Source organism: Neoroseomonas oryzicola (assembly GCF_012163135.1).
GTDB lineage: Bacteria > Pseudomonadota > Alphaproteobacteria > Acetobacterales > Acetobacteraceae > Neoroseomonas > Neoroseomonas oryzicola.
Window position 1 is genome coordinate 782,019 of the sequence record NZ_JAAVUP010000002.1, and the last position, 22,982, is coordinate 805,000.

Here is a 22,982-nt window from a genome sequence, read left to right on the forward strand (position 1 = left end):
GCGGCGTTTCCCCTTCAGTTGATCATCCGGGCCCAGTTCGCCTTCGGCCCGATGTCGACATGGGTGAAGGACCCGTACCAGCCGATCCCCATGAAGCCGAGCATGTTGGACAGGGCCATCGCCTGGTTCACCACGTCGGTCTGCGAGAAGCCCGGCACGATGATGTCGGCGGCCATGCCGCGCATGTGCAGCGAGTTGGGCGCGGCGAAGGGCAGCGTCGCGTTGGTCTGCGGCGTGCGGTAGCCGGAGATCAGCTTGAGCGGCCGCGTGTAGCCGAAGCGTTCCTGCAGCAGGGACAGCATGTCGACCAGCAGCGCGGGGATCGGTCCGGCCGTTTCCGCCCGCAGGTCGCGGAACAGGCGCTGCAGGCGCACCAGCGCGGCGACGTTGTAGTTCTGCCCGGCGCGGTAGGCGACGGCGACTTCCTCGCCGGCATTGTTCTGCACCCAGATCCAGCGTTCGCGCTCCGGCGCCGCCTGGACTTGCGGTTCGGGCTGCGGGGCCGGGGGCGCGGGATCGGTCACCCCCGCCGGCGGCGTCTGCACGGACGGCACGACATCGGCCCGGGCCACCCCGCCGCCGATGGCGGAAGCGCCGAGGCCGGCAAGCAGCGCGCGGCGCCGCAGCCGCGCCAGGCTGGTAACATTAACCATGGCTGAACCTTGCGCCCGCCGACGGGGCGGGAGCAACGGGCGTTGCGATTCCCGCGATACGTGCGCGCCGAGTGTTGCCTGCGCGCCGCGCGCGCGGCGTCTCAATCGGCGCTGGCGCCGGTCAGGCGGACGAGTTCCTCCATCAGCACCAGGTCGCGACGCTGCAGGTCGGCCATCGCCTCCGGCCCGCCGCCGACCGGCAGGTAGCCGAGGCTCGTCATGCGCTGGTTCACCTCCGGCGAGCGGACGCCGGCGGTGATCGCCTGCGACATGGCCTGCACGATGTTCGCGGGCAGGCGCGCCGGGCCGAAGATTCCGATCCAGGAATTGAAGGCGTAGCCCGGCACGGTGTCGGCGATCGGCGGGATGTCGGGCAGCGCGGGCATCCGTTCCGTCCGGCTGATGCCGAGGGGACGCACCTGGCCGCTCTGGATGAAGGACATGGTCTCGGCGAGGGGCGAGAAGACCAGGTCGAGCCGGCCGGCAACGAGATCCGACATGGCGGGCGCGCCGCCGCGATAGGGGATGTGGGTGAACTGCACGCCGGCGCGCTGTTCGAACAGCGCCGCGGCGAAATGCTGCGTGCTGCCCACGCCGCTGGTGCCGATGTTGATCTTGCCCGGATTGGCACGCGCATAGGCGACGAGGTCGGCCACGCTGCGCACCGCGAGCGAGGGATGCACCACCGCCACCGCGCCGCTGACCAGCACCAGCGACACCGGCGTGAAGTCGTTGGCGACGTGGAAGGGCAGGCTCTTGTAGAGGAACTGGTTGGTGGCGTGCGTGCCGACGGAGGCGACGACGTAGGTCAGCCCGTCCGGCGCGCTGCGCGCGACGTGCTCGGACCCGATATTGCCCGCGCCGCCGACGCGGTTCTCCACCACCACGGGCTGGCCGAGCGTCCCGCCGATCGCGTTCGCCACCAGCCGCGCCGTCGTGTCCGTGCTGCCGCCCGCGGCGAAGCCGACGATGAAGCGCACCGGCCGATCGGGCTTCCAGCCCGGTGTGCCCTGCGCGACGGCAGGCAGGGCGGGCATGAGCGGCGCAGCGCCGAGTGCGCGCAGCAGGCTGCGACGATCCATGGGGCGTTTCCTTCCGATCCGTTTGCTTGCGCCGCATGACACGGCGTTCATGCGGGCAGGGAGCCCGGTCGGAAGCGCGCTGTCAAATCAGCGCCGGGTCATCCCGGCATCGCCATCCGCAGCGCCGCTGCGACCGTCGCCGCGCGCACCGCGGCGCGGTCGCCGGGGAAGACGTGGCGTTCGACGATCGTCGCCGCGCCGCGCCGCGCGCGGCCGACGAAGACCAGGCCGACCGGCTTGCCGGGCGTCGCCCCACCCGGCCCCGCGATGCCGGTGCAGGACAGCGCGACGTCGACGCCCGCCTCACGCAGCGCGCCGTCGGCCATCTCGCGCGCCACCGCCTCGCTGACCGCGCCATGCGCGGCGAGCGAGGCCTGCGTCACGCCGACCATGCGTATCTTCGCCGCGTTGGAATAGGTGACGAAGCCGGCCATCACGACGCTCGAGGATCCGGCGATCGCCGTCAGCGCCGCGGCGATGAGCCCGCCGGTGCAGGATTCCGCGGTGGCGAGGGTCTCGCCCCGCGCCTCCAGCGCCGCGAGCAGGGCGCGCGCCTGGTCCAGCGTCTCCTCGGGCAGCATGGTCACAGCACTCCCGGCGCCGCGGCGCCCAGCAGGATCAGCAGCGCGCCGGCGATGGCGCCGGCCAGGATGTCGTCCAGCATCACGCCCACCGGCCCGCCGAGGTTGTCGGCCCAGGAGACCGGCCAGGGCTTGAGGATGTCGAAGGCGCGGAACAGCAGGAAGGCGAGGCCGACGCCGGTCCAGCCCGCCCCGGCCGGCAGCGCCGCGAGCGCGAGCAGCATCCCCGCCGCCTCGTCCACCACCACCCAGCCGGGATCCTGGTCCGGATCGCCGGCGAACAGGTCGCGCAGCGCGATCCAGCCGACGATGGTCACCGCCACGGCGAGGCCGAGCGCCCAACCCGGCCCCAGCAGCGCCGCCGGCAGCACCGCCGCCGAGCCCCAGGTTCCGGGCGCCGGCTTCAGCCGCCCGATGCCGCCCAGCGTCGCGACGGCCAGGGAAGGGCTCACGGCACCGCCTCGAGGAAGGCGTCGATGGCGGCCGCGGCCGGGCCTTCGTCCAGCGTCGGCGCATGGCCCGTGCCCGGCAGCGAGACCACCTGCATGTCCGGTCGCATCTCCTGCATCTCGGCGACCGTGTCGGCCGAGAGCAGCGTGCTCGCCTCCCCCCAGACCAGCATCAGCGGCAGACGCCCCAGGCCGCGGAAGAAGGGCCAGAGGTCGGGCGGCGGCCCGGCCGCGGCGCCGATCGCCTGCTGCGCGATGCGGATGTCCCAGCGCGGATGCCAGGTGCCGTCGGTGCCCTCGCGGTAGGTGCGTCCGGCGAAGCCGCGCCAGCCATCCTCGTCCAGCAGCGGCATCGGCGGGTGATGCTCGCGATACCAGGCGAGGGCCGCCTCGAAGGAGGGGAAGCGATGGTCGCGGCCGATGAATTCGACGATGCGCGAGCGCCCGACATGCTCGATGCGCGGCCCGATGTCGTTCAGCACCACCGCCTGCAGGGAGGCCGGCCGCAGCGCCGCGATCGCCATCGACGCCAGCCCGCCGAAGGACGTCCCGACCAGCGCGACGCCGTGCAGGTGCAGCGCCGCCATCATGTCGATCACGTCGCGGATCAGCAGTTCCGGCTGGTAGCGGCGGGGGTCGGAGGGCCGTTCGCTCTCGCCATGCCCGGCATAGTCGAAGGCCACGAGGCGCCGGCGCCCCGCCAGCCGCGCGGCGAGCCCGCTCGCGTCGAGCGCGTTGCGGCAGATTCCCGGCAGCATCAGCACCGGCGCGCGGCCCGGCGCCCCCGGCCAGTCCAGTGCCGAAAGGGCCAGACCGTCGCGTGCCGAGACGGTGACGCGCCGCGGCGTCACGGACCGCGCCGCAGGTACTGCGCGAGCGGATGCGCGCGCCCCGCGGCCGAGGGATCCTGCGCCCGGTAGACGATGACGTTCTCGATCACGCGCTGGACGTAGTTGCGCGTTTCGGTGAAGGGGATCTGCTCGATCCAGTCGATCACGTCGACATCGCTGCCGCGCGGGTCGCCATAGGTGCCGAGCCACTGGTCGACCCGCCCCGGCCCCGCATTGTAGGCGGCGGCCGCGAGCGGCAGGGCGCCGCCGTAGCGCGCCAGCATCTCGTCCAGATAGGCGGCGCCGAGGCGCATGTTGGTCTCGGGGCTCGCCGTGAGCTGCGCGAGCTGGAAGGGCGTGCCGAGCCGGCGCGCGACCAGCGTCGCGGTCGAGGGCAGCAGCTGCATCAGCCCGCGCGCATTGGCGCCGGACACCGCCTCGGTGTCGAAGTTGCTCTCCTGGCGGGTGATGGCGTTGATGTAGGCGGGCTCGGGGCTCGAGACCGGTGGGCGATAGGGCGCGGGCCAGCCTTCGGGCAGCAGGATGTCGCCATCCGCGCCGGCGCGGCGCGCGATCCAAACCGCATGGTCCGGCCGGCCGATATGCGTCGCGAGCCGCGCGGCGAGCATCCGGTCGGTGCCGTCGTTCGCGAGGTCTTCCAGCCGCAGCAGGAAGATCCGGGCGCGCCGGGTGTCGCCGAGATCGGCGAGCGTCAGCACCGCGCGCGTCAGTTCCCGCGCGGTGAAGTCGGCCGCGCGCGGCGTCGTCACCGGCGGGACGGAGGCGCGGGCGACGCGCGCGGCCAGACGCGCCTCGTCCTCCCCGATCGCGAGCGCGGCGAGTTGCCCGTAGAAGGCGACCGGCAGCTCGGCGGCCTGGGCGTAGCGCGTACGCGCGCCGTTCTGGTCGCCGCGGGCCGAAAGCGCGCGTCCCTGCCAATAGGCGCTCCGCGCGCGGGTGATGACGGAACGGCTGTCCTGCCCGACCGCGACGAAGTGCCGCTCGGCGAGGGCGGGGTCGTTCAGCCGGCGCAGCGCGATGAAGCCGGCGAGGAACTCGCCGTCCTGGCGCGGCTCGCCGGCCGCGGACTGGCCGTGCGCGGCGGCGACGCGATAGGCGTCGCGTTCCTGGCCCAGGCGCAGCAGCTTCCGCGACAGCACCTGGCGTTCCGCCCAGACGGCACGCGCGGCCTCGCCCTGCAACTCGGCCTGCAGGCGCTCGGCGGTGGACCAGACGGCGGCCGCCTCCTGGTCCCGGTCGCGGCGGCGCAGCAGGCGGGCCTGTTCATAGGCGACGCCGATGTCGGGGGCGCGAACGGCGAGCGCGGCATCGTCCTCCCGCGCCAGGGCGAGGCGCAGGTCGGCGGCATTGCGCCGCGCGCCGGACAGGCGCTGCGCCGCGCGGCCCGCGCCGGCGAAGTCCCGCGCGAAGGCGAGCCGGTCGAAGCGGCGCCACTGGTCGTCCTCGGTCAGGGCGGAGCCGAAACGCAGGAGGATGGCTTCCTCGGCGATCGCGTCGCCCGGCGTCTCGGTCCAGCCGCGGCGGAGGACGTCCCGCGCCTCCTGGCCACGGCCGGCGCGGTCCAGGGCCTCGGCGTGGCGCAGCGTGCCGGGCAGGGTGCGGGCCGGGTAGCGGGCGAAGTGCCGCAGCGCGAGGCCGTCGTCGCCCTCGACCGTCAGGGCGGCCTCGGCCCGGCGGGCCATCGCGTCGGGCAGCGGCCAGTCCGGGTTGTCGGCCAGAAAGGAGACGAGCTCGGCGGCCGAGGCCGGCGCCGCCCGGTTCGACAGCCGCATCCACAGCACGATCTTGGCGGCCAGGGGGTCGGCGGCGCCGACATAGGATTCGGCTTCCCCCCAGCGCCCGGCGCCGGCGGCGGCGATGGCCTGGCGGCCGGCGACGCGGGCGCCCTCGGGTGCCCAGGGCTGCGCCGCGGCGGGCAGCGGCAGGGCCAGGGCGGCGATGATCAGCAGTCTGCGCATGGCCGCCTTCCTAGCCGATCCGGGGGGCGCTTGTCCCGCGGCCTTGCCCCGGGGTGGGCCCGCGCCTAGGTTCCCCGATCGCCGCGGCACAAGAGGAGGACGTCGTCATGTTCAGGGGCTCGATGGTTGCGCTGATCACGCCCATGAAGGCGGACGGCTCCCTGGACGAGAAGGCGTTCCAGGACCTGGTGGAATGGCAGATCGTCGAGGGCACCGAGGGCCTGATCCCCGTCGGCACGACGGGCGAGAGCCCGACCCTGTCGCATGACGAGCACAAGCGCGTCGTGGAACTGTGCGTCGAGGCGTCGAACGGCCGCGTGCCGGTGATCGCGGGCGCGGGCAGCAACTCGACCGCCGAGGCGATCGACTTCGCGAAGCACGCGAAGAAGGCGGGCGCGGATGCGACGCTGGTCGTCACGCCCTACTACAACAAGCCGACGCAGGAAGGGATGTACCTGCACTTCACCGCCGTCGCGAATGCCGCGGACCTGCCGCTGTTCATCTACAACATCCCCGGCCGCAGCGTGATCGACATGTCGGTCGAGACCATGGCGCGGCTGGCCAAGCACAAGAACATCGTCGGGGTGAAGGACGCGACGGCGAACCTCACCCGCCCGCTGCACACCAAGCGCGCCTGCGGGGCCGACTTCATCCAGCTCTCGGGCGAGGACCACACGGCGCTGTCCTTCAACGCCGCCGGCGGGGTGGGCTGCATCAGCGTGACCGCGAACGTCGCGCCGCGCCTGTGCGCCGAGATGCACAAGGCCTGGCGCGAGGGCCGCACCGGCGAGGCGATGGCGATCCAGGACCGCCTGGTGCCGCTGCACGACGCGATGTTCAGCGAGACCTCTCCGGGCCCCGTGAAGTACGCCGCGAGCCTGCTGGCCAAGAGCACCGAGCATTGCCGCCTGCCGCTCGCGCCGGTGTCGGACGCCAACAAGGCGAAGGTGCGCGAGGCGATGGTCTCGGTCGGCCTGCTGAACTGAACGGCGGGACTCCCCACATCTAGGCGGCCCGAGGCCCCTGCCTCGGGCCGGGAGCACGAAGCGCGACCGCGCGCGACCAACACCCGCCCCGCGTGCTACACGGGCGCGCGAAGCCAAGGGCCGCGGATGCGGCCCGCCCGGCGTTTGAGGGCAAGGAACGAGTGACCGAACCGCGTAAGAAGGGCCTGATCTCGCACGGCATCGCCGCGCAGAACCGCAAGGCCCGCTTCGACTACAAGATCGGCGAGACCATCGAGGCCGGGCTTCAGCTCATCGGCCCCGAGGTGAAGAGCCTGCGCGCCGGCCGCGCCACCCTCGCGGAAGCCTGGGCCGGCGAGCGCGAGGGCGAGATGTGGCTGTTCAACTGCTACATCCCCGAATGGCAGGCCGGGTCCTTCATGGCGAAGTTCGAGCCGCGCCGCCCGCGCAAGCTGCTGCTGCACCGCAAGCAGGTGCAGTCGCTGACGGGCGCGATCACGCGCGAAGGCGCGACGCTCGTGCCGCTCGACATTCACTTCAACGACCGCGGGCGGGCGAAGGTCCTGCTCGGCCTCGCGGAGGGCAAGAAGAAGCACGACAAGCGCGCGGCCATCGCCGAGCGCGACTGGCAGCGCGACAAGTCGCGGATGATGCGCAACAAGGGCCAGGAATGAGGGCCTGGCCAGCGGCGATCGCGCTGCTGCTGGCGTTGCCGGCTGCTGCCGCGCCGCTCGATGCGCCGCAGGGCGAGTGGCGCGAGCAGTCGCATGCCATCCCGCTGCCGGGCGGGGAGGTGCTGCGCGCGCGCGCCTGCCGCCCGCCGGGGGAGGAGGCGCGGCCGCTCGCACTTCTCACGCACGACGATCCGGCGGTGACGCCGGCGACCCGCCGCAGTTCCTCTTCCATCGCATCGGTCGAGATCTTCTGCTGGTCGAACGAGGCACGCTTTTTCCTCGATCGGGGCATGGCCGTGATCGCCGTCGTGCGCCGCGGCTTCGCCCCGAGCGGCGGCCGGCGCAATGCTCTCGGCCCCGGTTGCCCCGAGGACGGCGCGGCGGGGCTGGCGCGAGCCGAGGCGGCGGACCTCGCCGTCGCACTCGCCTATGGCCGGTCGCTGCCCGGGGTGGCGCCTGCGGGGACGGTCCTGGCGGGGGTCGGCAGCGGCGGCTGGGCCCTGCTCGGCCTTCTGGGTCTGCCCGAGGCGACCGGCATCGCAGCGGCCATCGTCGCGGCACCATTCGCACCGCGCAGCGCGGCGATGCCCGACGCCGGTTGTGCCCCCGAGCCGCTGGCTGCCGCCGCCGGGCGGCTTGCGGCCGGCGCCGCCGCCCCGGTGTTGTGGCTGCAGGTCGAGGGGGAGCGGCGTGGCGGCGGCCAGGGACGGGCGGCGGCGACGGCCTGGGCCGCGGCGGCGCGCGCGCCGCTCCGCTTCGAGGCGCTGCCCCCGCCCGATCCGCGCGGCGTCCCGACCGCCTACCAGCTCATCAACCGGCTCGACGATCGCCCGGTGCCGGCAGGTGCCGCGGCGGCGCGCTTCCTCGACGGGCTGCGCTGACGCCTCGCGGCGGCGGGCGCGCCTCATCCGGCCGGTGGCCCTTGCAACGGGCGGCGCGGGCCGCATTTGATCCAGCGAAGGGAGCCTCCGATGCCCGACGACGACGTCCCCCTGACCGGCCAGGTCAAGGACAAGCTGATCCGCACCAAGGAGCGCTGGGCCGAGGAAGGCCGCCTCCTCACCGGCACCACGGCGGACCCTGAACGCGACCGCCTGCCGCCCGGCCAGACCCTGGTGAAGGACTGGCCGGTGCTCGACCTCGGGGTGCAGCCGGACGTGTCCAAGGCGAAGTTCCGCCTGCGGGTGGAAGGGCTGGTGGAGAACCGCCTCGCCTACGACTGGGACGGTTTCATGGCCCTGCCGCAGTCGGAGATGGTCGTCGACATCCACTGCGTGACCCAGTGGTCCCGCTACTACAACCGCTTCGAGGGGGTGAAGGTCGCCGACATCCTGGCCCTCGCCCGGCCGAAGCCCGAGGCGCGCTTCGTCTCGCTCACCTGCTACGACGGCTACACGACGAACCTCAGCCTCGAGGACTTCGCCGGCGCCGACGTCATGTTCGCCCATGCCTGGGAAGGCCAGCCGCTGACGCGCCAGCATGGCGGTCCGGTGCGCCTCGTCCTGCCGAAGCTCTATTTCTGGAAGAGCCCGAAATGGATCACGCGGGTGGAACTCCTCGCCGCCGACCGGCCCGGCTTCTGGGAGGTCCGCGGCTACCACAACCGCGGCGATCCCTGGATGGAGGAGCGCTATGGCTGATGTGCTGCGCCGTTCCCTGCTGGCGGTGCCATTCGTGACCGCGGCCGCATCGGCGGCCGAGCCCGACGCCTGGTCCTTCCGCTTCCCCTCCCTGGAGGGCGGCGAACTCGATCTCGCGGCCTGGCGCGGGCGCGTGCTGCTGGTGGTGAACACCGCGTCCTTCTGCGGCTATACGCCGCAATACGCGGCACTGCAGCGGCTGCACGAACGCTCCCAGGCGCGCGGCCTCGTCGTGCTCGGCGTGCCGTCCAACGACTTCAACCAGGAAGCGGGATCGAACCAGGAGGTTAAGGCCTTCTGCGACGCGCAGTTCGGCATCGACTTCCCGATGGCCGCGATCTCCCATGTGCGCGGGGCGCAGGCGCATCCCTTCTTCCGCTGGGCGGCGGCCAGGGGCGGCGGGGAGCCGCGGTGGAACTTCCACAAGTACCTGGTGGCGCGCGACGGGCGCAGCGTGCGCGGCTTCGCCACCCGGGTGACGCCGGACAGCATCGAACTGACGCGGGCGATCGATACGGCGCTCGCTGCACCCGGCGCCTGAAGGCGAGGGGGCTCTGCCCCCTCGCGCTCCCCTGCCGAGGGCCGAAAGGCCCTCGGAACCCGTTACTTGAGGCGCTCCAACAGCGCCGAAACGGCATTATCGAACATCTCGGGCGTCAGGCGGCGCGTCGAGGTGTTGTAGCGGCTGACATGGTAGGAATCCGCCAGCAGCAGGCCATCGGGCAGCTCATGGATCGCGCCGTGACCGAAGGCGAAGCGGCTCGCCGGAATGCCCTTCGCCCGCAGCAGCGCGTTGTGCGCCACCACGCCAAGTGCCAGCACCGCCCGCAGCCGCGGCATCGCTGCGAGTTCCGCCTTCAGGAAGCCATTGCAGGTGCGGATCTCGGCCGGCGTCGGCAGGTTCTCCGGCGGCACGCAGCGCACTGCGTTCGCGATGCGGCAGCCCGTCAGTTCCATCCCGTCATCCGGCGATTCCAGGAACTGCCCGCTGGCCTGCCCGAACTTCAGCAGCGTCCCGTAGAGCAGCCGCCCCGCATAATCCCCCGTGAAGGGCCGCCCCGTCCGGTTCGCCCCGCGCACGCCCGGTGCAAGGCCGAGCACGAGCAGCGGCGCGTCCCGTGGCCCCCAGGACGGCACCGGCCCGTTGTGCCAGGCGGGGTTCGCGGCGCGGTTCGCCTGCCGATAGGCGACCAGGCGAGGGCAGAGCGGGCAGTCCTGCCCCGGCGCCTCGCTCACGCCTCGGGCTCCGGCGCCGCGTCGCCATAGGGATCGGCGGGCGTCGCCCGGCCCGGGCGCGGCGCGGCGGGCTGGGCCGGGGCGCGCGTCCGCGGCTCCGTCTGCCGCCGGGTCAGGTCCGGCGCGATCTCCGCCAGGTCGATGAAGGCATCCGCCTGCCGCCGCAGCTCGTCGGCGATCATCGGCGGCTGGGACCGCACGGTGGACACGACCGTGACCCGCACGCCCATGCGCTGCACGGCTTCCACCAGCCGGCGGAAATCCCCGTCGCCGGAAAACAGCACGGCATGGTCGAGTTGCGGGGCGAGTTCCAGCATGTCCACCGCGAGTTCGACATCCATGTTGCCCTTCAGGCGCACGCGCCCGGTCGGGTCGGATTGCTGCTTGGCCGGCTTCGTCACCACCTGCCAGCCATTGTAGGCGAGCCAGTCGGTCAGCGGCCGCAGGGGGGAGTAGTCCTCCGTCTCGAGCAGCGCCGTGTAGTAGAAGGCGCGCACCAGGTAGGTCGACCGCCCGAAGAACTCGAGCATCGCGGCGAAGTCGACCTCGAACCCCAGCGCGCGCGTCGTGTGATACAGGTTCGCCCCGTCCACGAAGACCCCGACCCGTTCCGCACCGCCCGATCGCCGCATGAATCCGTCCGTTCCGTCGCAAAGCCCGTCCGCGGCGTCCGCTACACGCATCCGCGGGGCCTGTCATGGCCGTTGAACGCGCGATCGTCGCCATCGGGGCCAACCTGCCGCGTGCCGACGGCACGCCGGCGATCGAGACCTGCCGCTGGGCCGCCGGGCGGCTTGCGACCATTCCGGGGATGCGGCTGGTCGCCGTCTCCTCCTGGTGGGAATCGGCGCCGATCCCGCCCGATCCGCGCTCGCCCGCCTATGTGAACGGCGCGGCGCTGCTCGAGGGCGAAACGACCCCCGAGACCCTGCTCGCCGCCCTGCACGCCATCGAGGAGGAGGCGGGCCGCGCCCGGCCCTATCCCAATGCGCCGCGGGTCCTGGATCTGGACCTGATCGACCTCGGCGGCCGGGTCCGGGAGGCGGTCGCGCCCATCCTGCCCCACCCGCGCGCCCATCTGCGCGCCTTCGTGTTGCGCCCCCTGGCGGAGCTGGCGCCGGACTGGGTCCACCCTGTCCTGGGCCGGCCGGTCGCCGCCCTGCTGCCCGGGGTGGCCGACCAGGCCATCCGGCGGCTGGGCGGGAAGGGGGCCTGATCCGGCCAGGACGCCCTGTTTCGCGGCCGTCATCCGTCGTCCCGGCGGCGACAGGCCATAGGCTGGCCTGTCTCGTCTTGCACCGCAGCGTGCCGCTGTCTATTTGGAGAGGTTACCGGACATGCCGGGCGCCCGGATCCCCCATCCGCGCGCCCCGAACGTATTTGGAGCCTCCATGGCGCGCGTCACTGTCGAAGACTGCATCGAGAAGATCCCCAACCGCTTCGAGCTCGTGCTGCTCGCCGCCCAGCGGGCGCGCAACATCAGCCGCGGCGAGGCGATCGAGGTCGACCGCGACAACGACAAGAACCCCGTCGTCGCGCTGCGCGAGATCGCCGAGGAGAAGGTCGAGCTGCCCTCCCTCGAGGCCGACCTGATCAAGTCCCTCAGCCGTGCGCCGGAGCCCGAGCCCGCCGAGGAGGAGGTGATGGACATCATCGCCACCGACGAGAACATCTTCGGCATCATGGAAGTCCAGGAGGAAGCCCTCCCGGAGGCCGCGTCCGAGGACATGTCGGCCGACGACATCGAGGCGGCGATCGCCGCCGAGCTGGGCGGCAAGCGCTAAGGCCGCCCGGATGGGCCAGGGCGCCGGCGGCACCCGACGAACCGGCCCCGCGCTGGCCCCCGAGGGGCTGCGCACCGACACGACCGAGAACCCTGGCGCCGAGCTCGCGCGCCAGGTCCTCGCCTACGATCCCCGCGCCGACGCGAAGCTGATCGAGGCCGCCTACCGCCTCGCCGAGGAAGCCCACGCGCCGCAGAAGCGCGAGGACGGGCAGCCCTACATCGTCCATCCGCTCGCCGTCGCCGGCATCCTCGCGGGCTACCGGCTCGACGCCGCGACCATCGCGACCGCCCTGCTGCACGACACGGTGGAGGACACCGGCGTCACGCTCGCCGAGCTCGAGAAGCGCTTCGGCAAGGAAGTGGCGCGTTTGGTCGATGGCGTGACCAAGCTGACGCGCCTCGAGCTGCAGTCCGAGCGCACCAAGCAGGCCGAGAACTTCCGCAAGCTGGTCCTGGCGATGAGCGAGGACATCCGCGTCCTCATCGTCAAGCTCGCCGACCGTCTGCACAACATGCGCACCCTGGGCGGCAAGGCGAGCCCGGACAAGCGCCGCAAGACCGCGCGCGAGACGCTCGAGATCTATGCCCCGCTCGCCGAGCGCATCGGCATGGACGCGCTCAAGACCGAGATCGAGACGCTGTCCTTCCGCGAGATGAACGCGGATGCCTGGCAGACCATCGCCGCGCGCCTGACCTACCTGCGCGGCCAGGGTGCCGACCTGATCGAGGAGATCGAGCAGGACGTCCGCCGCGTGCTGCGCGACGCCGACGTCGAGGTGGTCGAGGTGCAGGGGCGCGAGAAGTCGCCCTATTCCATCTGGCTCAAGATGCAGCGCAAGAACGTGGCGTTCGAGCAGCTGTCCGACATCATGGCCTTCCGCGTCATCGTGAAGGACAAGCACGACTGCTACGCGGCACTCGGCGCCATCCATTCCGCCTATCGCGTGGTGCCGGGCCGCTTCAAGGACTGGATCTCCACCCCCAAGACCAACGGCTACCAGTCGCTGCACACCGGCGTGACCGTGCCCGAGCGGCGCAACGCCAAGATCGAGATCCAGATCCGCACCGCCGAGATGCACGAGGTCGCCGAATTCGGCGTCGCCGCGCACTGGATCTACAAGCAGGGCGCACCCGGCACGGCGCCCAACCGCAAGCGCTACCCCTGGGTGCGCGATCTGCTCGAGATCCTGGAATCGGCCGCCGACCCGCAGGATTTCCTCGATCACACCAAGCTCGAGCTCCATCGCGACCAGGTCTTCTGCTTCACGCCCAAGGGCGACCTGATCGAATTGCCGCGCGGGGCGACGCCGGTCGACTTCGCCTACCAGGTGCACAGCCAGGTCGGCGACAACACGGTCGGCGCCAAGGTCAACGGCAAGATCGTCCCGCTGCGCCACACGCTCGAGAACGGCGACCAGGTCGAGATCATCACCGCCCGCGGCGGCACGCCGAACCCGGCCTGGGAACGCTTCGTCGTCACCGGCAAGGCGCGCGCGCGCATCCGCCGCTTCGTCCACGCCCGCCAGCGCGCCGAGCAGCGCGAGGAAGGCCGCGCGGCGATGGCCAAGATCTTCCGCGCGGCGGGCCTCGACTTCTCGGAGAAGATCGTCGACCCGGCGGTCAAGGCGCTGAAGCAGCCGGACTTCGAGACGCTCTGCGTCGCCGTCGCCTCCGGCCACATCTCCGCGCGCGACGTGCTGCATGCGGCGGTGCCCGAACTCCGCACCCCGGCGCGCAGCGTGGATCAGATGCCGCTGGCCCGCCCCCGCGGGCGCCTCGGCGCCGGGCCGACGCTGACGGCGGGCAAGGCGGACCGCAACGCGGCCCTGCGGCGCGAGACGGCGATGGGCGTCACCGGCCTCGTCGCCGGCATGGCGGTGCATTTCGCCGGCTGCTGCCACCCGCTGCCCGGGGACCGCATCGTCGGCATCGTCACCACCGGCCGCGGCGTGACCATCCACAAGCATGACTGCCACGGGCTCGAGGCCTTTTCCGCGACGCCCGAGCGCTTCATCGACGTGGACTGGGAATACGACAGCGACGCCAAGGGCGGGCATGTCGGGCGCATCGAGCTCACGGCCGAGAACAACGCCGGCGCGCTGGCGGGCCTGACGACCGCGATCGCGCGGCAGGACGGCGCGGTGAACAGCCTGCGCATCGTCAACCGCGCCGGGGATTGGTGCGAGGTGCTGGTCGACGTCGAGGTGCGCGACACCGGGCATCTCGCGGCGATCCTCGCCGCGCTGCGCGCCTGTCCCGGCGTCACCCAGGTGGAAAGGGCCAAGGGGTGATCATCGGCATCGGCTCGGACGTGCTCGACATCCGCCGCCTCGAGAAGACCATCGAGCGACATGGCGAAAGATTCATCGAGCGCATCTTCACCCCGGTGGAGCGCGCCAAGGCCGAACGCCGCACCGAGCGCATCCGCGTGGCCACCTACGCCAAGCGCTTCGCGGCGAAGGAGGCGGCGTCCAAGGCGCTCGGCACCGGCTTCCGCGCCGGGGTGTTCTGGCGCGACCTCGGCGTGGTGAACCTGCCCTCGGGCCAGCCGACGCTGCGGCTGACGGGGGGCGCGGCCGAACGGCTCGCGGCGATCACGCCGGCCGGCCACCGGGCCGAGATCGCGCTGACCATGACGGACGAGTTTCCTTACGCCCAGGCCATGGTGGTGATCACCGCCGTGCCGCTTCCTTGACAGCGGCCGCGCCCGCTGGTTTCCCTGCCGCGCCCGCGCCATCCGGCCGGCGCGGAACCCCCTGACCAGGCCGTCCGGTACCCACCATGGCGAAGAAGAAGTCCGGCGGCTGGCTGGAAAGCATCAAGACGATTGTCTACGCGGCGCTGATCGCCATCGGCATCCGCACCATCGCCTTCGAGCCGTTCAACATTCCCTCCGGCTCCATGATCCCGACGCTGCTGGTGGGCGACTACCTCTTCGTCTCGAAGTTCTCCTACGGCTATTCGCGCCATTCGATGCCGTTCAGCCCGAACCTGTTCAGCGGGCGCATCTTCGGCAGCCTGCCGCAGCGCGGCGACGTCGCCGTGTTCAAGCTGCCGCGCGACCCGAGCCAGGACTACATCAAGCGCATCATCGGCCTGCCCGGCGACCGCATCCAGGTCCGCGGCGGCATCCTGCACATCAACGGCCAGCCGGTGCGGCGCGAGCTGCTCGGGCCCTACACCGCCGATGACGGCGTGCGCATGACGGTGCGCCTGTATCGCGAGATGCTCCCCGGATCCGACGGCCAGCCCGGCGTCACGCACCGCATCATCGAGCAGTCGGACGACGGCCCCTTCGACAACACCATCGAGTTCCGCGTGCCCGAGGGCCATGTCTTCGCCATGGGCGACAACCGCGACAACAGCCTCGACAGTCGGGCGCAGGACGCGGTGGGCTTCATTCCGATCGAGAACCTGGTCGGCCGCGCCGAGTTCATCTTCTTCTCGGTCGACGGCTCGGCCGCCTGGTGGGAGGTCTGGGGCTGGCCCTTCGCGATCCGCTGGAGCCGCCTGTTCTCGGCCGTTCGTTGAGTCCGGGTCCGGCCTCAGGCGCCGGCGCTCGCATCCGCGGGCTTGGCTGGCGGGCCGGAGCGCCGGGCGTCGATGTGGTCGCGCTGTGCGCTCCCGGTCCCAAGCGTGGCTTCGTGCCGCCTGGATGCGGTAGGGAAGGGCGATGACCCCCATCGAGGAACGCCTTGGCCACCGCTTCGCCGACCCGGCGCTGCTGTCGCATGCCCTGACCCATCGCAGCGCGGCGGATGCGCGCGGCGGGCAGCTCGATTCCAATGAAAGGCTCGAATTCCTGGGCGACCGCGTGCTCGGCCTGCTCATCGCCGAATGGCTGATCGAGCGCTATCCGGAGGAGCGCGAGGGCAACCTCACGCGCCGCCTCTCGGCCCTGGTCGCCTGGGAGACGCTGGCCCGGGTCGGTGAGTCCATCGGCCTGGCCGAGGCCATCCGCATCCCGCCCGGCGAGGAGCGCGCCGGCCTGCGCGCGCGCCAGACTGTCATGGCCGATGCGGTGGAGGCGCTGCTCGGCGCCGTCTATCGCGACGGGGGGCTCGAGGCCGCGCGCGGCGTGATCCGCCGGCACTGGTCCGTGATGCTCGACGCCGCGACCAAGCCGCCGGTCTCGGCCAAGAACCGGCTGCAGGAATACACGCTGGGGCGCGGGCTCGGCCTGCCGGCCTATCGGGTCGTCTCGGCTTCGGGGCCGTCCCATGCGCCGCTGTTCGTCGTCGCCGTCGCGGCCGAGGGGCGGGAGGCTGAGGGGGCCGGGGAGACCAAGCGCGCGGCGGAACTCGCGGCCGCGGAAGCCTGGCTTGTCGGAGTGACGCCATGACGCGCTGCGGCCTCGTCGCCATCGTCGGCGCGCCCAATGCGGGCAAGTCGACCCTCGTGAACCGCCTGGCCGGGACGAAGGTGACGATCGTCTCGCCCAAGCCGCAGACCACGCGCTTCCGCATCCGCGCCGTGGTGATGCACGAAGGCGCGCAGATCATCCTGGTCGACACGCCAGGCATCTTCGCCCCGCGCCGGCGGCTCGACCGCGCCATGGTCGCGGCCGCGTGGGGCGGGGCGCAGGACGCCGACCTGTCGCTGCTGGTGGTCGATGCCCGCGCGGGGCTGACCGACGCCGTGCGCAAGATCGCCGAGGGGCTGGCGAAGGCGCGCGGCCCGGTCTGGCTCGCGCTCAACAAGACCGACCTGATCCCGCGGGAGCGGCTGCTACCGCTGACCGCCGAGCTCAACGCCATCCTCGCCTTCGCCGAGACCTTCATGATCTCGGCGGAGAAGGGCGACGGCCTCGATCGCCTGCAGGACAAGCTGGCCGCGGCGATGCCGCCCGGCCCCTACCTGTTCCCCGAGGACGAGCTCACCGACCTGCCGAACCGCATGCTGGCGGCCGAGATCGTCCGCGAGCAGATCCTCCGCCAGACGCACCAGGAAGTGCCGCACCACGCCTCGGTCGAGACCGAGCAGTGGACGGAGAACGAGGACGGCTCGGTGCGGGTCGACTGCACCATCTACGTCTCCCGCAAGACGCAGAAGGCGATCCTGATCGGGGAGAAGGGCAGCCGCATCCGTGCCATCGGCCAGAGCGCGCGGATCGAGCTGACCAAGCTGCTGGAGCGCCCCGTCCACCTGTTCCTCAACGTGAAGGAACGGGAAGGCTGGGACGAGGAACGGGCGCGGATCCGGGCGATCGGGCTGGACGACGCGGGATGAGCGTCGAGTGGGCCGCCCCGGCCGTGGTGCTGGAGGTGCGACCCCATGGCGAAGGCGGCGCCGTCGTCACCCTGCTGACGGAGGAGCACGGACGACATGCGGGCCTCGCCAAGGGCGGAGCCTCGCGCGCCCAGGCCGGGCTGTGGCTGCCGGGCAACCTGATCGAGGCGCGCTGGTTTGCCCGTCTGCCGGATCAGCTCGGCGCCCTGGCGGGCGAGATGGTCCACCCGGCGGCCGCGCTCGCCATGGAGGACCCGCTGGCGCTGGCGCTGCTCTCCTCGGCCTGCGCCATTGCCGCCGATGCGCTGCCGGAACGCGAGCCGCATCCGCGGGCCTTCCGGGCGCTGGTGTCGTTGATCGGCCACCTCGCCGGCGGGGCCGAGGGCATCATGGCCGACTATGTCCGCTGGGAGGCCCTGGTCCTGACAGAATTGGGCTACGGCCTCGACCTGTCCGCCTGCGCATTGACCGGGGCAACGGAGGGGCTGACCCATGTCTCCCCCCGCACCGGCCGGGCGGTCTGCGGGGCGGCGGCGGAGGCCTATCTCGACCGCCTGCTGCCGCTGCCGGGGTTCCTGACGGCAGGTGACGACCCTGGCGATGCGGCGGCCTGGGATGCCGGGCTGCGCCTGACCGGCCATTTCCTGGAACGCGATGCCTTCGGCGCCCGCCACCGCCGGGTGCCCGAGGCGCGGCACCGGCTGGCGGACCGGGTGGCGGCGCTGGCCGCATCCGTGTAATCCGGCGCCCAAGAGAACGAAGCGCGAATCCCATGCCCGACGACATCAAGGACCTGCCCGAAGGCGGCGCGACCCGCGAGACGCGGCTCGCCGATGCTTTGTCCGAGCGCTACCTCGCCTATGCCCTGTCCACCATCACCGCGCGGTCGCTGCCGGATGTGCGGGACGGGCTGAAGCCGGTCCATCGCCGCCTGCTCTGGGCGATGCACCAGCTGCGGCTCGACCCCGAGGCCGGGTTCAAGAAATGCGCCCGCATCGTCGGCGACGTGATGGGCAAGTATCACCCGCATGGCGACAGCAGCATCTACGAGGCGCTGGTGCGCCAGGCGCAGGATTTCGCCGCGCGCTACCCGCTGGTCGAGGGCCAGGGGAACTTCGGCAACATCGACGGCGATAACGCCGCGGCCATGCGCTACACCGAGGCTCGCCTGACCGAGGTCGCGCAGGCGATGCTCGACGGCATCGAGGAGAACGCCGTCGACTTCCGCGCCACCTATGACGGCGAGGAACGCGAGCCGGTCGTCCTGCCCGCCGCCTTCCCGAACCTGCTGGCGAATGGTGCGGCGGGCATCGCGGTGGGCATGGCGACCTCCATCCCGCCGCACAACGCCGGCGAGCTCTGCGACGCCGCGCTGGCGCAGCTCGAGGAATTCCACCGGCGCAAGCTGACGCGCGAGGCGCTGAACGCGGGGGCTGCCGACGCGCGCGCCGCCTTCTTCGAGGCCAGCCTGCCGCTGATGCTGGACGTGCTGTCCGGCCCGGATTTCCCGACCGGCGGCGTGCTGGTGGAATCGAAGGACTCCATCCGCGACGCCTACCTCACGGGCCGCGGCGGCTTCCGCGTGCGCGCGAAGTGGGAACGCGAGGCGCTCAAGAACGGCACCTGGCAGATCGTCGTCACCGAGATCCCCTACCAGGTTCAGAAGGCGAAGCTGATCGAGCAGATCGCCCAGTTGCTGGAGGAGAAGAAGCTCCCGCTGCTCGGCGACGTCCGCGACGAGAGCACCGACGTGGTGCGCCTGGTGCTGGAGCCGAAGTCGCGCACGGTGGAACCCGCCGTGCTGATGGAGACGCTGTTCCGCGCGACCTCCCTGGAATCCCGCTTCCCGCTCAACATGAACGTGCTGGATGCGGAGCGTACCCCGCGCGTGATGGGCCTGCCGGAGGTGCTCTGGTCGTGGCTGGACCATCGCCACGTCGTGCTGGTGCGGCGGACCGAGCATCGCCTGGCGGCCATCGCGCGGCGGCTCGAGATCCTCGACGGCTACCTGATCGCCTATCTCAACCTCGACGAGGTGATCCGCATCATCCGCACTGAGGACGAGCCGAAGCCGGTGCTGATGGCGGCCTTCTCGCTGACCGAGCTGCAGGCGGAATCGATCCTCAACATGCGCCTGCGGTCGCTCCGCAAGCTCGAGGAGATGGAGATCCGCAAGGAGCACAAGAAGCTCAGCGCGGAACAGAAGAAGCTGCAGGGGCTGATGGGCTCCGAGACGAAGCGCTGGACCGCGATCGCCGAGGAGATCGCCGCGACGCGCGCGAAGTTCGGCGACGGCGCGCTCGGCAAGCGGCGCACCGAGACCGGCCGCGTCCTGCCCGCCGTGCTGGTGGACGAGACCGCCTTCGTCGAGAAGGAGCCGATCACCGTGATCCTGTCCGAGAAGGGCTGGATCCGCGCACAGAAGGGGCACATCCCGCTCGACGGCGAGATCCGCTTCAAGGAAGGCGACAGCCTGCTCGCGGCGATGCACGCGCAGACCACCGACCGCATCGTGATCTTCGCGACCAACGGCAAGGCCTACACGCTGAAGGCCGAGGCCATCCCGCGCGGTCGCGGCGACGGTCAGCCGGTGCGCCTGATGATCGACATGACGAACGAGGACGCGGTGGTGCATATGTTCGTCCACGAGGACGGCAAGCGCTTCCTGGTCGCCGCCTCGGACGGGAAGGGCTTCGTCGTGAAGGGCGAGGACCTGCTGGCGGAGAAGCGCACCGGCAAGCAGGTGCTCAACGTCGATCCGCCGGTGGAGGCCGCCGCCTGCGTCCTTGTCGAGGGCGACAGCGTCGCGGTGATCGGCGACAACCGGAAGCTGCTGGTCTTCCCGCTCGAGCAGGTGCCCGAGATGGTGCGTGGCCGTGGCGTGCAGCTGCAGGCCTATCGCGATGGCGGCCTGTCGGATGTGCGCGTCTTCGCGCGGTCCGAGGGCCTGTCCTGGACCCTCGGCGGACGGACGCGGACCGAGGCCGACCTGCGGCCCTGGCTCGGCAACCGGGCGGGCGCCGGCAAGGCGCCGCCCAACGGCTTTCCGCGGTCGAATCGTTTCGACTGAGGGGGCGGAGTCGGGGGATAAGAATTCCCTGGAAACGGCACCGCCCGATCCGGGATGCTAGGTTCGTCACCCTGGCAGCCACCCCCGGACCGAGCGGTGAACGACCACCCTGATCGCGACTCCATCGCCGAGATGCGCGACGTGGGCGACAGCCCGCGAAGCGCCGCGCGCGCGCGGTGGCGCCGGTGGGTGGGGGCTTCGATTGTCGTCCTGGCGCTGGCGATCGCGACACCGGCGGGCGCGGATGCCCCGGTGATCGGGCTGCGGGTCGGCTCGCATGAGAATCACGGGCGCCTCGTCTTCGATTGCCCGGCGCCGATCGGCTACCGCGTGGAGCAGGACGGCCAGCGCATCGTCCTGCAGTTCGAGGAGCCGGCGGAATTCCGCCTCGGCGCCGCGGCGCGCGGCGGCATCCGGAACCTGGTCTCGGTACGCGAGGATGGCGGGGCGGTGGTGCTGGAGACGGCGCCGGGCGCACGCCTGCGGCACTTCCGGCTGGGCAACCGCGTGGTGATCGACCTGGTGGACGGCCCGCCCGGGGCAGCGCAGGCCGAGGCGGCACCACGCCCGACCCCGGCGCCGGCCGAGGCGCCCGCGGTGGCCGAGCGCGCCGCGGCCCCGGCGGGCGACCCTCCGGCCCCGCATGCCGCCGGCCCGCCGCCCGAGGCGGCCGCTGCGGCGCCGTCGCGCAGCACGCGGGGCCGCCGGGCCGAGCCGGTCCTCGCGGCACCCCCGCCGGCCGCGACGCCGGCCCCCGCCGATGCGCCGGCGCACGACGCGCCTGCCCCGGCCGCGCTCGCCGCAGCCCCGCAGGTGGAGGCCGCCCCGGGCCCGGCCGCGGCGACGCCATCGCGCAGCCCGAGGGGGCGGCGCCCCGCGACGGCCGAGCCGGCGCCGTCTCGGCCTGCCGTCGCGCCAGCGCCGGCCGCCGCGCCGGCAAGCGACGCTCCGTCGCCGGCCGCCGTCGCCGCCGCGCCGCAGCCGGAGGCGGCCCCGGCCCCTGCCGCGGCGGCACCGTCGCGCAGCCAGCGTCCCGCGACCGCCGGGCCGGCCCAGCCGCCGATCGCGACACCCGGCCCAGTCGCGGAGCCTGCGGAACCGCCGCCCGCGGCCCACGTCGCGCCGGGACTGCCTGGGCCGGTCGCGGCCGCCGCGCTCGAACCCTATGGACCGCCCGCACCCAACCGGCGTCAGCGCGGGCGCCGGGCCCCCACCGCGACGGCCGAGGCGCCGGCCCCGCCGCCCGCCCCGAGCGCGGCTGCCCCCGCCCTGGCCGAGGCCGCGCCGCCCGTCCCATCGCTGCCCTTCGTGATGGGTGCCATCGAGGCGCCGCGCCGCGCCGAACCGCCACCGGCGCCGGGCATGCTGCAGCCACAGGCTGCATCGCCACCGACCGCGCCCGCGCCGGAGCCACCGCGCCAGGCGGCCGCGCCGCCCGCGCCCGCCTCCGCGCCCGAAGGCGTTGCGCCCTCGGCGCTCGGCCTCGCGCCTTTGGGCCAGTCCATGGCGACCGCCATCGTGCCGCCGCCAGCGCCCGCTGCGGGGATTGCGCCGGAAGGCCGGCCGGTAGCGCCTGCTGCCGCGCCCCAGAGCGTCCCTGTGGCCCCACCCGACCCGGCGCCGGCAAACCCGCCGATGGTGGCCGCTCCTGCGCCCGCGACGCCCCGGGCCGTCCCGGCAGCCCCCGACCCCGCACCCGCGATCCCGCCGGTGGCGGCTGCTCCTGCGCCCGCGGTGCCCCGTGCCGTCCCGGCGACCCCCAGCCCCGCGCCCGCGATCCCGCCGGCGATGGCCGCCCCTGCAGCCGTGGCGCCCCGCACCGTCCCGGCGGCTCCCGACCCCGTTCCGGCGATTCCGTCGGTGGCGGCCGCTCCCACGCCCGTGCTGCCCCGCACCGTCCCGGCAGCCCCCGACCCCGGGCCGGCGAACCCACCGGCACCGTCCTTCCACGCCGCCCTGACGCCGCCCCAGGCCGCCACGCCGGACCCGCGCGCCGCGCGCACCCGGCCGCCGCCCCGCCGGCCCGAGGCCTCGGTCGCACCCGACACCCCCGCCGTCACGCCGCCGGTCCCGGCCGAACCCCTCGGTTCCCACCGCACGCATGTCGAGCGCGACCTGCGGCTCCTCGGCTATGGCACCCCGGATCCGCGCCCGATGTCGGACCGGGCCTTCCGCGACGCCGTCCGCGCCTATCAGCGCCAGATCGGCGCCGAGCCGACCGGCGCGCTGACCTACGAGCAGACCGAACGGCTGCGCCGCGCGCGCAGCCTGCTCGCGGAACCGCGCGTCACGACGGGGCAGATGATGCTCGTCTCCGGCGACACCCAGGTCATCGCCAGCGGGACATGGAGCATGCTGGCCGGCCAGCCGGAGCACCCGGTGAACCGGTCCTACATCTCGTGCTCCCGCCAGCAGGCGACCTGCGTCGAATCGGTCGCGCGCCTGGCGCTGTCCGACACCGGTTCGGGCGCGACGCTGTCGAGCGAGCTCGTCTCCTACCGCGTCATCGCCTGGAACATGCGCGAGGTGGTGGCCGAACTCAGCCTGCGCTGCACGACGCGGGTGCTGACCATCCGGCTGCTGTCGCAGGACATCGTGCTGACGGACCGACCGCACCCGACGCCGGCCTGCCGGACGGATACCGAGATCTCGGCTGGCATCCAGCTGCTGCGCCATGGCGCGGAACCGCTGGCGCGCTTCTACGACGAGCGTCGGTCAGGCGCCGCGGCGGATGCGAGCCCCGACCTGCGGGCCTCGACGAGCGAGGCGATGCCGACGGCGACGATCGCCGGCTGGCGCTGAGCCTCT

Annotated in this window: 23 protein-coding genes; 15 read left to right on the forward strand and 8 right to left on the reverse strand. The window is 72.8% G+C overall.

Translation table 11 applies throughout. The features are described from left to right. Window positions 1-14 precede the first annotated feature (14 nt). The 6 genes from GWK15_RS10240 to GWK15_RS10265 form a co-directional block, all read right to left on the reverse strand. A complete protein-coding gene (locus tag GWK15_RS10240; protein ID WP_168041182.1) occupies window positions 15-653 on the reverse strand; it encodes a YcbK family protein in 639 nt (212 codons plus the stop codon). 101 nt (window positions 654-754) lie between these two features. After that, a complete protein-coding gene (locus GWK15_RS10245) occupies window positions 755-1,735 on the reverse strand; it encodes a Bug family tripartite tricarboxylate transporter substrate binding protein (protein ID WP_168041183.1) in 981 nt (326 codons plus the stop codon). 98 nt (window positions 1,736-1,833) lie between these two features. Continuing rightward, window positions 1,834-2,316, reverse strand: coding sequence for a CinA family protein (locus GWK15_RS10250; protein WP_168041473.1), 483 nt, complete (start codon window positions 2,314-2,316; stop codon window positions 1,834-1,836). A gap of 2 nt (window positions 2,317-2,318) precedes the next feature. Beyond that, on the reverse strand, window positions 2,319-2,768 hold the full coding sequence (locus tag GWK15_RS10255) for a phosphatidylglycerophosphatase A (RefSeq protein ID WP_168041184.1): 450 nt from the start codon (window positions 2,766-2,768) through the stop codon (window positions 2,319-2,321). Then, window positions 2,765-3,616, reverse strand: coding sequence for an alpha/beta fold hydrolase (locus tag GWK15_RS10260; RefSeq protein ID WP_168041185.1), 852 nt, complete (start codon window positions 3,614-3,616; stop codon window positions 2,765-2,767). Before GWK15_RS10260 ends, GWK15_RS10255 begins: the two co-directional genes overlap by 4 nt. Next, window positions 3,613-5,574: a lytic transglycosylase domain-containing protein gene (locus tag GWK15_RS10265; RefSeq protein ID WP_168041186.1), complete on the reverse strand. Its 1,962-nt coding sequence runs from the start codon at window positions 5,572-5,574 to the stop codon at window positions 3,613-3,615. Before GWK15_RS10265 ends, GWK15_RS10260 begins: the two co-directional genes overlap by 4 nt. A 107-nt stretch (window positions 5,575-5,681) precedes the next feature. Here GWK15_RS10265 and dapA point away from each other — a divergent pair, with 107 nt between their 5' ends. The 5 genes from dapA to GWK15_RS10290 all read left to right on the forward strand — a co-directional run bounded on the left by dapA (window position 5,682) and on the right by GWK15_RS10290 (window position 9,394). Continuing rightward, window positions 5,682-6,560, forward strand: coding sequence for a 4-hydroxy-tetrahydrodipicolinate synthase (gene dapA, locus GWK15_RS10270; protein ID WP_168041187.1), 879 nt, complete (start codon window positions 5,682-5,684; stop codon window positions 6,558-6,560). Window positions 6,561-6,721: 161 nt separating this feature from the next. After that, entirely contained in the window at window positions 6,722-7,213 is a 492-nt protein-coding gene (gene smpB, locus GWK15_RS10275) for an SsrA-binding protein SmpB (RefSeq protein ID WP_168041188.1), read from the forward strand. Continuing rightward, entirely contained in the window at window positions 7,210-8,094 is an 885-nt protein-coding gene (locus GWK15_RS10280; RefSeq protein WP_168041189.1) for a hypothetical protein, read from the forward strand. The genes smpB and GWK15_RS10280 overlap by 4 nt, the downstream gene beginning before the upstream one ends. A 90-nt stretch (window positions 8,095-8,184) precedes the next feature. Further along, window positions 8,185-8,853: a sulfite oxidase-like oxidoreductase gene (locus tag GWK15_RS10285; protein WP_168041190.1), complete on the forward strand. Its 669-nt coding sequence runs from the start codon at window positions 8,185-8,187 to the stop codon at window positions 8,851-8,853. Next, a complete protein-coding gene (locus GWK15_RS10290; RefSeq protein ID WP_168041191.1) occupies window positions 8,846-9,394 on the forward strand; it encodes a glutathione peroxidase in 549 nt (182 codons plus the stop codon). Before GWK15_RS10285 ends, GWK15_RS10290 begins: the two co-directional genes overlap by 8 nt. 62 nt (window positions 9,395-9,456) lie before the next feature. Here the strand turns inward: GWK15_RS10290 and GWK15_RS10295 are convergent, their stop codons facing one another. Continuing rightward, window positions 9,457-10,089 carry a uracil-DNA glycosylase family protein gene (locus GWK15_RS10295; protein ID WP_168041192.1) on the reverse strand — a complete coding sequence of 211 codons (633 nt, stop codon included), beginning with the start codon at window positions 10,087-10,089 and terminating at the stop codon, window positions 9,457-9,459. Continuing rightward, window positions 10,086-10,721 carry a LabA-like NYN domain-containing protein gene (locus tag GWK15_RS10300; RefSeq protein ID WP_168041193.1) on the reverse strand — a complete coding sequence of 212 codons (636 nt, stop codon included), beginning with the start codon at window positions 10,719-10,721 and terminating at the stop codon, window positions 10,086-10,088. The genes GWK15_RS10295 and GWK15_RS10300 overlap by 4 nt, the downstream gene beginning before the upstream one ends. Window positions 10,722-10,786: 65 nt before the next feature. On the opposite strand from GWK15_RS10300, the gene folK reads away from it, so the two are divergent. The 10 genes from folK to GWK15_RS10350 all read left to right on the forward strand — a co-directional run bounded on the left by folK (window position 10,787) and on the right by GWK15_RS10350 (window position 22,976). Next, window positions 10,787-11,305, forward strand: coding sequence for a 2-amino-4-hydroxy-6-hydroxymethyldihydropteridine diphosphokinase (gene folK / locus GWK15_RS10305; RefSeq protein WP_168041194.1), 519 nt, complete (start codon window positions 10,787-10,789; stop codon window positions 11,303-11,305). 175 nt (window positions 11,306-11,480) lie between these two features. Next, entirely contained in the window at window positions 11,481-11,873 is a 393-nt protein-coding gene (rpoZ, locus tag GWK15_RS10310) for a DNA-directed RNA polymerase subunit omega (RefSeq protein ID WP_168041195.1), read from the forward strand. A 10-nt stretch (window positions 11,874-11,883) separates the two neighbouring features. Next, window positions 11,884-14,166: a RelA/SpoT family protein gene (locus tag GWK15_RS10315; RefSeq protein WP_168041196.1), complete on the forward strand. Its 2,283-nt coding sequence runs from the start codon at window positions 11,884-11,886 to the stop codon at window positions 14,164-14,166. Further along, window positions 14,163-14,570 (forward strand): holo-ACP synthase, encoded by a 408-nt coding sequence (gene acpS, locus GWK15_RS10320; protein ID WP_168041197.1) that lies wholly within the window; start codon window positions 14,163-14,165, stop codon window positions 14,568-14,570. The genes GWK15_RS10315 and acpS overlap by 4 nt, the downstream gene beginning before the upstream one ends. 86 nt (window positions 14,571-14,656) lie before the next feature. Then, entirely contained in the window at window positions 14,657-15,406 is a 750-nt protein-coding gene (gene lepB, locus GWK15_RS10325; protein WP_168041198.1) for a signal peptidase I, read from the forward strand. Between the two features lie 142 nt (window positions 15,407-15,548). Beyond that, entirely contained in the window at window positions 15,549-16,217 is a 669-nt protein-coding gene (gene rnc / locus GWK15_RS10330; protein ID WP_168041199.1) for a ribonuclease III, read from the forward strand. Continuing rightward, a complete protein-coding gene (era, locus tag GWK15_RS10335) occupies window positions 16,214-17,104 on the forward strand; it encodes a GTPase Era (RefSeq protein WP_168041200.1) in 891 nt (296 codons plus the stop codon). The genes rnc and era overlap by 4 nt, the downstream gene beginning before the upstream one ends. After that, complete coding sequence (gene recO, locus GWK15_RS10340; protein ID WP_168041201.1) at window positions 17,101-17,844, forward strand: DNA repair protein RecO; 744 nt, start codon at window positions 17,101-17,103, stop codon at window positions 17,842-17,844. The genes era and recO overlap by 4 nt, the downstream gene beginning before the upstream one ends. A gap of 32 nt (window positions 17,845-17,876) precedes the next feature. Continuing rightward, on the forward strand, window positions 17,877-20,174 hold the full coding sequence (locus GWK15_RS10345) for a DNA topoisomerase IV subunit A (RefSeq protein WP_168041202.1): 2,298 nt from the start codon (window positions 17,877-17,879) through the stop codon (window positions 20,172-20,174). Between the two features lie 96 nt (window positions 20,175-20,270). Next, a complete protein-coding gene (locus GWK15_RS10350; protein WP_168041203.1) occupies window positions 20,271-22,976 on the forward strand; it encodes a hypothetical protein in 2,706 nt (901 codons plus the stop codon). Window positions 22,977-22,982: the final 6 nt, after the last annotated feature.